General features: G+C 60.1%; 15 protein-coding genes. 3 read left to right on the forward strand and 12 right to left on the reverse strand.

What is annotated here, in order from left to right:
- Positions 1–360: 360 nt before the first annotated feature.
- Positions 361–525 carry a hypothetical protein gene (locus HSS18214_RS19295; RefSeq protein WP_189464235.1) on the forward strand — a complete coding sequence of 55 codons (165 nt, stop codon included), beginning with the start codon at positions 361–363 and terminating at the stop codon, positions 523–525.
- A 4-nt stretch (positions 526–529) separates the two neighbouring features.
- Here HSS18214_RS19295 and HSS18214_RS0109650 read toward each other — a convergent pair whose 3' ends face one another.
- The 9 genes from HSS18214_RS0109650 to HSS18214_RS0109690 all read right to left on the reverse strand — a co-directional run bounded on the left by HSS18214_RS0109650 (position 530) and on the right by HSS18214_RS0109690 (position 8,473).
- A complete protein-coding gene (locus HSS18214_RS0109650; protein WP_016915094.1) occupies positions 530–979 on the reverse strand; it encodes a tellurite resistance TerB family protein in 450 nt (149 codons plus the stop codon).
- A 5-nt stretch (positions 980–984) separates the two neighbouring features.
- Positions 985–2,007, reverse strand: a complete 1,023-nt coding sequence (locus tag HSS18214_RS0109655; RefSeq protein WP_016915095.1) for a nucleoid-associated protein — start codon at positions 2,005–2,007, stop codon at positions 985–987.
- A 35-nt stretch (positions 2,008–2,042) separates the two neighbouring features.
- Positions 2,043–2,804, reverse strand: coding sequence for an ABC transporter permease (locus HSS18214_RS0109660; protein WP_016915096.1), 762 nt, complete (start codon positions 2,802–2,804; stop codon positions 2,043–2,045).
- Positions 2,801–3,745 carry an ABC transporter ATP-binding protein gene (locus HSS18214_RS0109665; RefSeq protein ID WP_016915097.1) on the reverse strand — a complete coding sequence of 315 codons (945 nt, stop codon included), beginning with the start codon at positions 3,743–3,745 and terminating at the stop codon, positions 2,801–2,803. The genes HSS18214_RS0109660 and HSS18214_RS0109665 overlap by 4 nt, the downstream gene beginning before the upstream one ends.
- A gap of 45 nt (positions 3,746–3,790) precedes the next feature.
- The gene (locus HSS18214_RS18030; protein ID WP_050980303.1) at positions 3,791–5,164 is read right to left on the reverse strand and encodes a transposase; all 1,374 of its coding nucleotides are present in this window, start codon (positions 5,162–5,164) and stop codon (positions 3,791–3,793) included.
- Positions 5,165–5,296: 132 nt separating this feature from the next.
- Entirely contained in the window at positions 5,297–5,575 is a 279-nt protein-coding gene (locus HSS18214_RS0109675; protein ID WP_016915098.1) for a peptidylprolyl isomerase, read from the reverse strand.
- Between the two features lie 51 nt (positions 5,576–5,626).
- Positions 5,627–6,700, reverse strand: coding sequence for a serine hydrolase (locus HSS18214_RS0109680; RefSeq protein WP_156808506.1), 1,074 nt, complete (start codon positions 6,698–6,700; stop codon positions 5,627–5,629).
- A 106-nt stretch (positions 6,701–6,806) separates the two neighbouring features.
- Positions 6,807–7,991 carry a heparan-alpha-glucosaminide N-acetyltransferase domain-containing protein gene (locus HSS18214_RS0109685; protein WP_016915100.1) on the reverse strand — a complete coding sequence of 395 codons (1,185 nt, stop codon included), beginning with the start codon at positions 7,989–7,991 and terminating at the stop codon, positions 6,807–6,809.
- Positions 7,992–8,176: 185 nt separating this feature from the next.
- Positions 8,177–8,473: a hypothetical protein gene (locus HSS18214_RS0109690; RefSeq protein ID WP_016915101.1), complete on the reverse strand. Its 297-nt coding sequence runs from the start codon at positions 8,471–8,473 to the stop codon at positions 8,177–8,179.
- Between the two features lie 430 nt (positions 8,474–8,903).
- Here HSS18214_RS0109690 and HSS18214_RS0109695 point away from each other — a divergent pair, with 430 nt between their 5' ends.
- Entirely contained in the window at positions 8,904–9,845 is a 942-nt protein-coding gene (locus HSS18214_RS0109695) for a DHH family phosphoesterase (RefSeq protein WP_016915102.1), read from the forward strand.
- A gap of 105 nt (positions 9,846–9,950) precedes the next feature.
- Here HSS18214_RS0109695 and HSS18214_RS0109700 read toward each other — a convergent pair whose 3' ends face one another.
- The 3 genes from HSS18214_RS0109700 to HSS18214_RS0109710 all read right to left on the reverse strand — a co-directional run bounded on the left by HSS18214_RS0109700 (position 9,951) and on the right by HSS18214_RS0109710 (position 12,867).
- Entirely contained in the window at positions 9,951–11,246 is a 1,296-nt protein-coding gene (locus HSS18214_RS0109700) for a TRAP transporter large permease (protein WP_016915103.1), read from the reverse strand.
- Positions 11,243–11,797: a TRAP transporter small permease gene (locus HSS18214_RS0109705; protein ID WP_016915104.1), complete on the reverse strand. Its 555-nt coding sequence runs from the start codon at positions 11,795–11,797 to the stop codon at positions 11,243–11,245. The genes HSS18214_RS0109700 and HSS18214_RS0109705 overlap by 4 nt, the downstream gene beginning before the upstream one ends.
- Before the next feature lie 89 nt (positions 11,798–11,886).
- The gene (locus HSS18214_RS0109710) at positions 11,887–12,867 is read right to left on the reverse strand and encodes a TRAP transporter substrate-binding protein (protein ID WP_016915105.1); all 981 of its coding nucleotides are present in this window, start codon (positions 12,865–12,867) and stop codon (positions 11,887–11,889) included.
- Positions 12,868–13,125: 258 nt separating this feature from the next.
- Between HSS18214_RS0109710 and HSS18214_RS0109715 the strand changes: the two genes are divergently transcribed.
- Positions 13,126–13,899, forward strand: coding sequence for an SDR family NAD(P)-dependent oxidoreductase (locus HSS18214_RS0109715; RefSeq protein ID WP_016915107.1), 774 nt, complete (start codon positions 13,126–13,128; stop codon positions 13,897–13,899).
- Positions 13,900–13,968 lie beyond the last annotated feature (69 nt).

Raw genomic sequence — 13,968 nt, forward strand, 5'->3', positions numbered from 1 at the left:
AACGAATCCATGACGTGCTGATGTTCATGGCACTTTGCCGGGGGTTGCTTCGCTGTCACGCCAGAATGCGATGAACTTAAAAAAACGCCCGCTGGGGGAAGCGGGCGCTTGGCGTGCTAACGGGGATGGTGGCCCCAGGCTGCTTAACGTAAGCCCAGCAGCGAAAGGATGAACAACACCACGACAACCAGACCCACGATATAGATAATGCTACGCATAACGGCACTCCTTGCTTTAGCGTTTCATGAAAATCAAAGGGTTGCTTCTCCCTTAACAGGCCCTTCTAGCGTAGCAGCCTTTTTTGATGTTTGCGTAATTTCGTGAACAGCCTGCCCAGCAATGCCGACCCACGGGTCAACGATGCGCTTAGCCGCCCGTTCGTCGACACCCCCAGCGGGCGCATGCTCTACTCTACGGGTACGAGCCATCTGCTCTCGGCGGCCCTCCCCCGGCGGCCAGTTCCAGCAGCAGTTGAATGGGCTGGTGGCGGGCCTGTTGGAGGAAGGCGAGGCCGCCGAACCGTAATCGGCTACGTTGGAGAGTTGCCCAATTTGCTGCGGATAAAATCACTGTGGCTGACGTGCAGGAGGTCGGCCAGGCGGCGAATGCGGTGCTCTTCCAGCGGGTCCAGCGCGCCATCGGCCCAGGCCACCTGCCACATCATGGCCACTACTTCCAGGCGCTGCTCATAGCCGTAGTGCTGTTTGATCAAGCTGATGAACTGGTAGTGGTCCACGGCGTCGTCCACTTCTGCCTCCGCCAGGCGCATCAGTTCGGCCACTGCCTGCTCATCGAGGCGATAGCGCGTCATCAGCATGCGCTGCATGGCGGCGCGCTCGGCCTCGCTCTGTTCATAGTCGGCCCGCATCACTTCGCATAATAGCGCAGCACAGGCGAGTTCCAGGGTCAGGGCCTGATCGTCGCGCTGCTCCGGGGCCGACAGCGTCCGCTGAAAGAAGCTTTGAATCGCGTCCAGCACGGCAATTACTCCTTGCGTTTGGCCAACTGCTCTTTGAGCTGTTTGGGCACCTGCTTGATGATAAGACGGTCCTGCGCGGCATCGTACTCGATGCTGGAACCCAGCAGGTGCGAATCGAAGCTGATCGACACCCCACCCGCTCGGCCGGTAAACCGGCGGAACTGGTTGATGGTGCGCTTGTCCGGCGGAATCTCCGGAGAGAGGCCGTAATCGGCGTTGCGGATATGGTCGTAAAACGCCTGTGGCTGCTTCTCGTCCACCAGCTCGGAAAGCGCTTCCAGCGTCATGGGTTCGCCACGGCGCAGCTGCTCGTTGGCGTAATCCACCAGGGTGTCGGTTTTTTCACGGCTGGCGTCGTCGTCCAGGTCTTCTTTTTCGACGTAGTCGCTGAAGGCCTTGAGCAGGGTGCGGGTTTCTGCCGGGGCATCGATGCCCTCTTCCATGCCCAGCAGCGCCACCAGCCCATCGGAGAGCTTTTTGGCACCACGGTCCTTGAGGAACGAGACGTACTGCGTCGTGGCATCCGCCCGTTGCCACTGGGTGAGGTTCACCCGGGCCGCCAGCGTCAGCTGGCTGGCGTTCAACTGAGCGGCTGGCACGGCCTGATGGGCCTCATTGAAGCCGATCCCTTCCCGCTGATGGATCAAGCCGAAGAACAGGGTATCCGTATCCCCCTGACGAAGGTGCGCCGTCACCAGATAACCACTGACCGACAGCTGCTCCTGCAGCGTTTGCGCAAGGCGCTCGGCCAGGGCGTTGGCCAGCTCGGCAAAACCTTGTTCGGTGCCCGAAGGGTCGGCCGCCAGATAGGCGCTCAGCCAGGCCACCAGAGGCCCGGCCTGCTCCCCCTGCTCGGCAAACCGCCCCCACCCCTTGGCCTTGGTGTTGTAGGTATCGTTGAGGGTGTTGACCAGGCTGGCCATGACGGGGTTGTCGGCCTCGGCGGGTGCCGGGGGCGGCGTCACGGTCAGGCGCTCGCCATCCAACGAGGGCTCCAGGCGGTGCACGGCACTTTGCAGTAGCGGCATAAGCAGGCGTTACCTTTGCAGAAAAACGTGAAACGTCAGGGCTTCAGCCGGTATCCGGTGCGGAAAATCCAGGCAATGGTGGCCAGACTGACGGCTAAAAAGAACAGGATCATCGCAATACTGGCGCCCACACTGACATCACTGATGCCATAAAAGCTCCAGCGAAACCCGCTCACCAGGTACACCACGGGGTTGGCCAGGGTCACGGTTTGCCAGAACGGAGGCAGCATATCGATGGAGTAGAAACTGCCGCCCAGAAACGTCAGCGGCGTAATCACCAGCAGCGGCACCAGCTGCAGTTTATCGAACCCGTCGGCCCAGATACCGATGATGAACCCCAGCAGGCTGAACGTGACGGCGGTGAGCACCAGGAAGGTGAGCATCCAGAAGGGATGGGCAATCTCCAGCGGCACGAACAAGCCCGAGGTGGCCAGGATGATCAAGCCCAGCAGAATCGATTTGGACGCCGCCGCCCCCACGTAGCCGATGACGATTTCCAGATACGACACCGGGGCCGACAATATCTCGTAAATACTGCCGGAGAATTTGGGAAAGAAGATGCCGAAGGAGGCGTTGGAGACGCTCTGGGTGAGCAGCATCAGCATGATCAGGCCCGGTACGATGAAGGCACCATAGCTCACCCCGCCGATCTCGCTGATGCGCGAACCAATCGCAGCCCCGAAGACCACGAAGTAGAGCGACGTGGAGATGACCGGCGAGACGATGCTCTGGAGCAGGGTTCGCCGAGTACGCGCCATTTCTGCCATGTAGATGGCCCGAATGGGATAGAGGTTCATGCGCGCTCCTTGACCAGATCCACGAAGATGTCCTCCAGAGAGCTCTGCCGAGTGTGCAGGTCCTTGTAGGTAATGCCCTCTTTTTCCAGCTGCGCCAGCAGTGACGAAATGCTGCGCCCCTCGGCCTGATGCTCTTCCTGGCGACCATCGTAGGTGTACACCAGCTCGTGCCCGTCGGCCGCCAGGCTCAGTGCTTCATTGGCCAGTGCTTCCGGCAGCGCTTGCAAGGGAGTGTGCAAGTGCAGGGTCAGCTGCTTGCTGCCGAGCTTTTTCATCAGCGCGGCTTTCTCTTCCACCAGCACGATCTGGCCACGATTGATGACCCCGATGCGGTCGGCCATCTCTTCGGCTTCTTCGATGTAGTGGGTAGTAAGGATGATCGTGACGCCGTCATCGCGCAGCCCGCGTACCACTTGCCACATGTCGCGCCGCAGCTCGACATCGACGCCTGCGGTGGGCTCATCCAGAAAGAGAATACGCGGCTCGTGAGACAGCGCCTTGGCAATCAGCACGCGGCGCTTCATGCCCCCCGAGAGGGTCATCAGCCGATTATGGCGCTTGTCCCAGAGGGCGAGTGACTTGAGCACCTTTTCGATATGCGCCGGGTTCGGTGCCTTGCCGAACAGGCCTCGGCTAAAGCTGACGGTGTTCCAGACGGTTTCGAAGGCTTCGTTGGTGAGTTCCTGGGGCACCAGGCCGATACGCTCGCGGGCTTGCCGATAGTGGCGAACGCTATCGAAGCCATCCACCAACACACGGCCTTCACTGGGATTCACCAGCCCGCATACCACGCTGATCAAGGTGGTCTTGCCGGCGCCGTTGGGGCCTAACAGGGCAAAGATTTCACCGCGTGCAATGGTCAGGTCGACACGGCTAAGCGCTTGAAAGCCCCCTGCGTAGGTTTTGTTCAGGCCTTCGATGGCAATGATTGGGTCGTTCAAGGCGTGCTGCTCCTTAAAGCTTGGCCATCATTGGCCAAAAAGGATTTATCCGCACCCGGTTGACATGCCGTGCTGGCAAACAACTCGGGCCTCTTGACGCTCAGTTGCGCCGGAGAAACGTCCCAACAATATTCGCTTGACCTCGCCGTGCGGCATGTACCGCGTAATGTCGGGGTCATCAAGCCTTGCCAGGACATTCCGCGCAGCATTGACATCCGCCTGGATCACGTCCCCGTTTGCACGGTAAAACTTGTCGCCACGGCGCTCACCTTCCAGGCGTCCCGTGATCGAGTCCATTTGCGACGTATAGGCGGCGTTCACGATGTCGTGACGGGTGCCACGCTGCTGCGATACTTCGTCGAGCGCCTGGGCCAGCACCCCCTTGGCCCAGTGGCTCATGCGGCGGTTGTAATCCCGCCACTGTACCTTGCCCGCGATGGGCTGAGTCAGGTCTTCCGAAGCGAGAAGCGCCGCCTCGTCCATGATGGTATGAGCCGCCTGATAGGCGATGGTGCGAAGGTGCTGCTGGGTGCGCTGGCGGCGAGCCACTTGCTTCTTCTTACCCAGATTATTGGCGCGGATGCGTTCGGCCTTGGCGATCCGTCCTGCCGCCCGATGCTTCTTTTCCAGGGCGTGCAGGCAATTGCGCGCCTTGCCAGTGGCGGATACCTGATGGCTGTACGCAGTGAGCACTTGACCGAACGACTCGCCATGATGCTGGCCTTGCGAGTCAGTGAAGGCCTCCGTGTAGCCCTTATCGACACCCATTACCTTGTCCCCATGAGGCCGCCCTGGCGGTTTCTCGTAGGCATAATGGATCTCGACCTTTCCCTCCCGAACGATGACGCGCAGATTCTTCTTTTCCAGGCTGACGTTCTTGCCTGACGTCGTGGTGTATAGCGTGATGCTGCCGCCCACCTTTTTGGACAGATGCAATGTAATAACCAGTTGGCCGTCGATGATTCGCTCACTGTGCTTGTCGGAACGGACGACGAACTGGTTACTACACTGGCTTTTGCCATGCCTGAAATGTTTGCGCATCATGCGATGCAGATAGGTATCTTCTAGCCATTTGTCCTGTTTCAGCAGCGTGTAGAGGCGTTTGCGTTCGGTTTCGTCCGTGGTGCGTGCGGCCACGGCCCGGCGCACCTTGTGCTTGGCAGCCGCCTTGTAGGTCAGGATGTCGTTGATCACATCCTTAGTGGATTCGGCGCGAACCGTGCCATCCAGTGGCAAGTCTGTATGCCAGCCACCCTGGGTTATTTCCTTGCGAACGGCGCTGGCGCTCTTGCCAACGGTACCAAGGGCACCGTACCGGCGCCAAAGGTCGGCCCGAATGAACCCCATCGTCCGGCACATCGCCAGCAAACGCGAAAGATCCGGACTCGTTGCATGAAGAATGCGTGTGACGGTGGTCATAACACTTCCTCTCTCGGCTCCCTGGCCGCGGGATAGTCTCCTTACATCGCGGGACAGCTCAGAACCAGCGCAGCGCGATGCCAATGGCACCGCGACATGGCTGCCGCGATGCATGACGGCCTTTAAAAGGTATTAAGTGCGGCTGGTGATTTCGAGCAAGTGATAGCCAAACTGAGTTTGAACCGGCCCGTGAACCTTGTTGAGTTCACCGCTGAAAACAACTTTGTCGAATTCCGGCACCATTTGGCCGGGGCCAAAGCTGCCCAGGTCGCCGCCCTGACGGCCAGAGGGGCAGCTGGAGTGCTGCTTGGCCACGTCGGCAAAGTCACGGCCGTTTTCGATCTCTTGTTTCAGTGCGTTGCACTGCTCTTCACTGCTTACCAGAATATGACGTGCGCTAGCGCGGGCCATGGTCAACTCCTTAATATTCAACCTGATAACGGTTCAACCCAAAACGGCGGGTCAGTTTATCACGCCGCTGTCGTGTAATGCTTCACCTACGCGGGTCAACGCCTGCTCGTGGGCACTCAGCGCCAGCGGGCCACGGCTACAGGCCACGATGACCCAGTGCTGCGCAGGTGCACCATCGCGGGTAGCAATGCCCGCATCGCAGCTGCGACGGTGCTGGGTGCCGGTCTTGTGAGCAAACGTCACCTCGCGGCCCATGCCACGCTTGAGCCGCTGTTCGCCAGAGCGGGTGCGCTGCATGACCTCCAGCAGGGTTTGCCGCTGCTCGCGGTCGAGGTCGTCCATGCCTCCGTGATGCAGGCTGGCCAGCAGGTCGCCATAGGCACGCAGCGTACCGACGTTTTCACCACTGGCTTCGTAGGCATCGAAGGCGCTGTCGTAGTCTGGCTGCGCGAAACTGCTGGACGATACCCCGAGCGTCCGGGCCAGCGCCGCAGGCCGCTGGCCAAGCCCATGCTGGCGAAGCGACATGAAATCGAGCCCGCCCAGCTGGCGGGCCTGCGGGTGCAGCTGGCCGTACACGCCCTGGCGCACACCCACCAGCAGGCTGATGGGCCCCAACTGCTCGGGGTGCCCGCCGCTGGCCGCAACCATGGCCCGAGCACGGGCGTTGACGTCGGCAAGCCCCACGCGGTTGATCAGCATGTCCGTGGCCGTGTTATCGCTGACCGTCACCATCTGTTCCAGCAGGTAGCGGATGGAAATGGGCGTGCCAGGGTCGTGCCAGTTGACCGGCCCGGCGCCATCCACGAAGTCGCTGCGCGAGAGCGTGATCCGTTCATCCAGCGACAGCGTGCCCGCCTGGCGCTGCGCCAATACTTCAGCGGCCACTGGGACTTTCACCAACGACGCAAGATACCAGGGGCCATCGGCACGCCATGAGTACGCTTCGCCGCTCGTCAGCTGTTGCACGTAGACGCCCAGCTCGCCACCGAATGCCTCTTCGATGGCCGCGATCCGGGCATCCAGGCGGCCCTGCCAAGGGCTCTGCTTGTCGACTTCGTAGTACCAGTTCGTCTCATAACCATGCGCCTGCCCGTGAGTCTCTGCCAGAACGATCGGCCCCATCGGCAGCAGCACGCCCAGCACCATACTCAACCACCAGCGTTTGAAACGTCTCAAACCTTGCCTCCCCATCTACGGCTTACCGTTGCTCTGCCTATTCTCGTACAGGCTATTTATGTCGAGCCACCCAGCGGGTCAGCCCTATCCACAAGGCGGCCCCCAGAATCAACAGCCCGCCCACGCCGAGCACCTGTGGATAAGAGAGGACATTTTCGGCCCCCAGCAAAAAGCGCAGCACCAGAAAAATCATCACGATGTGAAATATGAAGGCCTTGAGGGCATCGCTGCCCACCACGGTCAGCGGCAGCAGCACCTTGGCTGCCATGGCGCCACCGGCCAATGCCAGGCCCAGTAGCACCAGCGCTCCTCCCACACTGAACAGCATGAACTGCAGCCCTGGCGGGTGCTTGCCCGCATTGTTGGCAATCGCCAGCATGGCGGCATCGACATCTCCAGCGCTGATGGCCAGGCCATAAAAACCGGCCACCATCAGCACCCCTACCACGACCAATACGCCGACCAAACGGCGGCGCAGCGCCACATCGAAGTAGCAGCGCAGCAGGGCCTCACCCATCAGCAACCCCGCCAGCACCAGCGGTGCCCGGCTCAGTTGGCCCCAGGTGTAGTGGTCTTCATGATCCACCAACAGCGCCTTGAGAATATCGTTTCCACCGAAGCTCAGCCCTTGAAGCCAGGCCGAGAGCGCGGTCAGCCCCACAATGGCACCGAGTCGTGCCCACAGAGGCGTTCGTGCCCACAGAGGAAGCACCAGCGGCACCCATAACAGGGCAATGGCATAAAACCCGAGGATTTCGACCCAGATGGCAAAGCGGCCATACAGCAGGGTATCGACGATGTCGGCAGGAGAGTAGTAAGGCAGCATCTCGACGATGGTCAGGGCCTTGTACCAGAACCACACTTCCAGGGCGCGCACCCAGAGCTTCAGGCGCCTTTTGGGCCAATCCTCGCTTTGGGTGTGGGACAAAAAGGCCACCGCCAGGGCAATACCGAACACCAGAATGAACAGCGACGATGAAAACTTGGTGATGAAGTGAACGGGGACCATGCCCCAGTCCGGTACGTTGCGTATGCCGACCAAACCACTCACCGCATGGCTGACGATCATCAGCCCAATGGCGATACCTCGTGCGAGGTCGATGGCTTCGATACGCCCTTCGGCGCGAGGCAGCTGGGGAAGCTCTTTCCAATTCAACACGTTGGGCACATCCTTGTGATCGTGGTCAGGGTCATAGCGAAGGGATTTTGTGAAGATGCGTCTTTTACCATAGCGCATTCACGCGCATTTCCCTTCCACGCTTTGCCCCTATGACACGATAGCCCCTATGACACGATAGCCCCTATGACACGTTCGCCCCATGACACGATAGCCCAAACGCAACAGCGCCCCGCAATTGGCGGGGCGCTGCGTGGCTCATCCTTGAGCCGAAGTAGAAGTTACTCCCTTAAGCGGCCGTGGGATTACCAGCCAGAATCATCTTCCTCTTCAGTCTCCCACTGATCCTGCTCTTCTTCTTCCTCTTCATAAGTGAATTCTTGCTCTTCCTCTTCGTACTCGGTGGTCACACCGTCGTTGGTGGCACCGTGCTCTTGATCAGCATCGAAAGAGTTGAATGAGCCTTGATCGTCCTGCATGGTTTCTTCCTGCGGCGCAGTGGGGTGCTCTTCATGCTCCTCCATTGCGAATGCCAGCGGGCTGGCTACCAGGCCAAATGATACACCCAGAATACCGAGTTTCTTCAGAGCTTCCTTTTTCATGGTCGTGCCTCCTAATGGCGTTTCTTTCGTTCAGTTCGGCGTGTTACACATCTAACAACGTTTCATCTTCACGATCGATAAGAGCGGCGTGTCGTCCTGACATTCATGCTTGCCGTTCTTGCCTAGAACATTGCACCCCCCATGCCAGCCTGCGCCAGAAAATTTTTAAATCACTAAATTTCAGTGGTTTATAAAAATTTTCCGCATGCCAACGCGTATCTTCTATAACATTTAATTAGTTTTTTATTGTTTACCTCTGGCACATGGGCCCCTGATGCTCACGCCCCGCTGTAACACTGCTCACTTTACCTTGCCGATGAGCAGCCCGCCAAAGCGTTGGTAGCCGGGGTTGCAAGAGCGGAAAGGTTTATTTTAACCCACCATCACTGCTGGTATCGTTCAGATACCGATCACCGTGAAGAGACTACAAATGCCTACGCAACAAACATCCACGTTTCGTTTGGTTACCCGCAGCGATTTTGATGGGTTGGTATGCGGCGCACTGCTCAAGCATCTGGGGCTGATCGATGAGATCACCTTCGTGCACCCCAAGGACATGCAGGATGGCAAAATCGAGATCGATGCCAACGACATCACCACCAACCTGCCTTATGTGCCCGGCTGCCATCTGGCCTTCGATCATCACCTGAGCGAAACCGTGCGTAACGTCGAGCGGGCCGACAACCACATCATCAATGCCGACGCCCCTTCTGCAGCGCGCGTCGTGTGGGAGTACTACGGTGGCCACGAGGCCTTCCCTGCCCGCTGGGACGACATGATGGAGGCGGTCGATAAAGGTGATTCGGCACAGTTCGATCGCGACGAGATTCTCGACCCGCAAGGCTGGGTGCTGCTGAACTTCATCATGGACGCGCGCACGGGGCTGGGACGCTTCCGCGACTTCCGTATTTCCAACTACCAGTTGATGATGAAGCTGATCGATTACTGCCGTGAGCACACCATCGACGAAATCCTGGCCCTGGAAGACGTCCACGAGCGCACCGCGCTGTACCGTGAACACGCGCAACTGGCCAAACAGCAGATCGAACGCTGCGCCAGCGTACACGGCAATCTGGTGGTCCTGGACCTGCGCCACGAAGAGACCATCTATGCCACCAACCGCTTCGTGATCTACGCCATGTACCCCGAGTGCAACATCTCGATCCATGTGATGTGGGGCCTCAAGCAGCAGAACACCGTGCTGGCCATTGGCAAGTCGATCCTCAACCGCTCCAGCAACACCAATGTGGGCGAGCTGTGCTTGAGCTACGGCGGCGGCGGCCACCTGAATGCGGGCACCTGCCAGGTCGATAATGACCAGGCGGAAAGCGCGCTGGCGGAGATTGTTGAGAAGATCAATGCCGATGGGTAATGGGCATCTGGCCTGATACCCATCCTGTTGCCCCCTCGGCATCTACCGCTTTACTTCGCCCCTTAGCGCCCTATCCGCAAGGGGCGAAGCATTGGCGGACCAGGCTCAATACCCCATCACGCTCGGCAGCCAGGTCGCCAGTCCAGGCACGGCGATCAACAGCAGGATCGTGGCCAGGATGGGCAGCAGGAACGGCAATACGGCTTTGACCACCTGGCCGTACCTCAACCGGGTAATGCCGACCATCAGGAACAGCACCGTGCCGAAGGGCGGCGTGATGACGCCCACCGAGAGCGTGATGACCATCACGATACCGAAGTGAACGGGGTCCAGCCCCGCGCTGAGGGCGGCCGGTACGACGATGGGCGTGAAAATCAGAATGCTCTCGATCACCGACATGAAGCAACCGATCAGCAGGAAAAACAGCGCAAAACAGAGCAGCAGCACGATGGTGGGCATATCGATGCTGGCAACCTGGCCTGCCAGCGCCTGGGGGATACCCATGCGGACCAGAATCCAGCCGTAGAAGCTCGATACCGCGATGATCAGCAGAATGACCGCGCTGAACATCAGGGTTCTACGAAACGCATGGAATAAATCTCGCCCGTTCAAGTCACGGTAGATCACCCCGCCCAGGATCACCGCGTACAGCGAGGCAATCGCACCCGCTTCCGTGGGGGTGAAAAAGCCTCCCCAAATACCGCCCACGATAATGGCGGGCATCATCAGGGGCAGGATGGCCCGTTTGCCCGTGCGCACGACTTCGCAGGCATCGAACGCGGTCGGTGTGGGCATCACCACCCGGCCAGTCATGCCCAGCACCACCGTCATGCCCATCAGTAACAGCGCCATCAGGATGCCCGGCAGCAACCCCGCCATGAACAGCCCGCCGATACTGACATTGGCCAGCCAGCCATACACCACCAGCGCAATGCTGGGCGGCAGGATGGGGCCAATGACGCTGGACGCCGCCGTAATACCGGTGGAATAACCCAGCTCGTAGCCGCGCTCCTTCATGGCCTTGATTTCAATGCTGCCAAGCCCGGCGGCATCGGCGACGGCGGTGCCCGACATGGTGGCAAAAATCGAGCTGGCCACGACGTTGGCATGCCCCAGCCCACCTTTGGTGAACCCCACCAGCGCCGAGGCGAAGTCGAAGATACGGGTGGTCGTGGAGCCCACGTTCATGATGTTGGCCGCCAGAATGAACAGCGGGATGGCCAACAGCGTGAAGTTGTTGAGGGTTTGCACCATGCGCAGCGGCAGTAGCTCCACCGGCAGGCCCCCCGCCCCGGTTACCGCCAGGGCAATGAACGAGGTCACGCCAATGGCCACCACCACGGGCAACCCAATGGCCATCAGGGCCAGCAAGCCCCCTACGAATACGAGCAATTCCATCATGGCTGCGTAGGCTCCTCTTCACGGGGCGCTGCCAACCAGGCCACGGGGCCACGCAGGGTCTGCCACGCGGCGATCAGCGCCATGCCCGAGAAACTGAGCAATACGCCGTAATAGAGAAAACTGAAGCTGATACTCAGCGATACGGTCTTATTGTTGGCACTCATGTCGGACATGATCCAGGCGCCCCAGGCCGCCAGCACGAAAAATCCGCAGGAGATCATGGCCGTCAAGCGGTACTGAAGATGCCTGCCCACGTTGGAGAGCCGGTGACTGAACAGGTCCACGACCAGATGCTCACTACGCACCCACGCCGAAATGGAGCCAAAGCCAATCGCATAAATGGCCAGCAGCGACGCGACTTCTTCTGTCCAGGGCATTCCCAGCCCCAGCAGGTCACGAGCCACCACGGCGGCCACCAGCAGCAACAGAATGGCCACCATCAAGGTCACGCCCACCACATCGCACAGGCGCGTAATGACACGCAGCACACTTTGGGCAGCTCTATCCAGCCCCTGCACGGGTGCCGCTTTCTCTTCCGAGGGAGCATTCATCGATAATTTCCTGAGGTGATCTCGCAATCCACGGCCACGGTGGTGTCGGGCACCCCCGTGGCTGAACCCAACGCGTTGGCGCTAGCGCGTCATTCGCCCTGATGCCCGAGGGCGTCCTCGCTCACGCCATCGGCCATGTCGGCCATGACCCGCTCGATGGCAGGCAACGCAGCGGTTCTGAACGCTTCGATATCCGGTTCGATGATGGTCATGCCCTGCTCTTCCAGCGCGCCGAGGTAGTACTCGTCCAGCTCGCGCTCACGCTCGGAGCCATGGGCTCGCGCCACGTGAATGGCCTCTTCGATCAGCGCTTGATCGTCTTCTTCCAGGCCGTTCCACCACCGCGAACTGGCCACCCAGTTCCACGGGAACTGCACGTGGCTGGTCAGAATGATGTGGTCCTGCACTTCCCATAAGCGCCGGGTATATGGCGAAGAGAGCGAGTTTTCATGGCCGTCTACCTGGCGCGTCTGCATGGCCAGATAGATCTCCGGAGCAGGCACGTTGACCACCTGAGCACCGATCTCTTCCCACACCGTTAGCCACACCGGCAACGAGGGCAGACGCATGCGGAAACCGCGCAAGTCTTCAGGGGTTTCGATGGCCTTGTTGGCGGTCATGTGGCGCGGCCCACGATGCTGAGTGCCAAAGTACTTGAGCCCGCCCTGGTTTTCGGCCTGCTCGATTAACGCCTGCCCAGAGGGGCTCTCCATGTACGCATCCACCTCTTCCCAAGTGGCAAACACGAATGGCACGGTAATGGCGTCGTACTCAGGCGCATACTGCTGGCGCCAATTCCCGCCGGTAATGGAAAGCTGGGTTTGCCCCAGATTGAGCAATTCCAGAATGGCATCCTCGCCTCCCAGCGAGCCCGCTAGGAAAGGGCGAACGTTGAAGCGGCCCGGCGCCTGCTCTTCCAGGTACTCCGCAAAGCGCTCCACGGCGGCGCTTTCGGAACCGCCTTCGCTCATGGTGTTGTTGACTTGGATTTCAATCGGGTTAGCCAGAACGAACGGGGCTGTCGTCAGCATGCCCAGGGTCGCCAGCGTGGCAAGCAGTTGTTTCCGCATGGGAAGGCTCTCTACGGTTGTCGTTATTGGGTGTGGTGCTGATTCGATCTTGAAACAAGCCGCCAAACGGCTCAAATCGGCGTTCGAGAAGGCAGGCTTCGTCAATGACGATGGCTGTAATCGCCCTGAGAATGGCACCTTTTTCAGGGATACTGCGAAAGGCTGCGACTAAAGATGGATACTCAAGGGCTCGGGTTCGTTACCCAATGGCGCTTCCCCCGAGAGGTTCCATCACAATGCAGTATGGGAGTATTCTCCATGCACGAAACCGAGCAGGTCGTGTTCATCACCGGTGCGACGTCCGGCATCGGGCTGGCATGCGCGCATCTTTTTGCCGACGCGGGTTGGGCACTGGTACTGACCGGGCGGCGCCAGGACCGCCTGGCGCAGCTGCAGGCCACCTTCGAACAGCGCGTGCCTACCCATACGGCGGCTTTGGACGTCAGCGACGCCGAGGCGGTGGCCGAAGTCGTGGCGGCCTTGCCCGAGCGTTTTCAGCGCGTGCATACGCTGATCAACAATGCCGGGCTGGCGCTGGGCAAGGACCCGGCGCCGCAAGCATCGCTGGAAGACTGGCATCGCATGATCGACACCAATATCAAGGGGCTGGTCAACGTCACCAAGCACCTGCTGCCGCTGCTGAGCGCTTCCACCCCAGGGGCCACGATCATCAACCTGGGCTCCATTGCTGCCAATACGCCCTACCCGGGCGGCCATGTTTACGGCGCCACCAAGGCCTTCGTGGAGCAGTTCAGCTATAACCTGCGCTGTGACGTGGGCCCGCTGGGCATTCGCGTCACGGACCTGGCCCCCGGCATGACGGCCAGCGAGTTCACCCTGGTGCGCATGAAGGGCGACCAGGGCGTCGCAGACCGCTACTACGAAGGCACCCAGCCGCTCCAGCCAGAAGACGTGGCCGCGCAGGCGCTGCATGTGGCCTCCCTGCCTGCCCACGTCAACATCACCCGCCTGGAAGTCATGCCCGTGTGTCAGCAGTGGTCAGCGCCGACCATTTTGCGCCACCAGACGTAAGCGTTGGCCCGGCGACTTACGCCGGGCCATTCGGCATCCGCGCCTCACGACATCAACCTGACGTCCAGG

The sequence above is a fragment of the Vreelandella stevensii S18214 genome (genome assembly GCF_000275725.1).
Lineage (GTDB): Bacteria > Pseudomonadota > Gammaproteobacteria > Pseudomonadales > Halomonadaceae > Vreelandella > Vreelandella stevensii.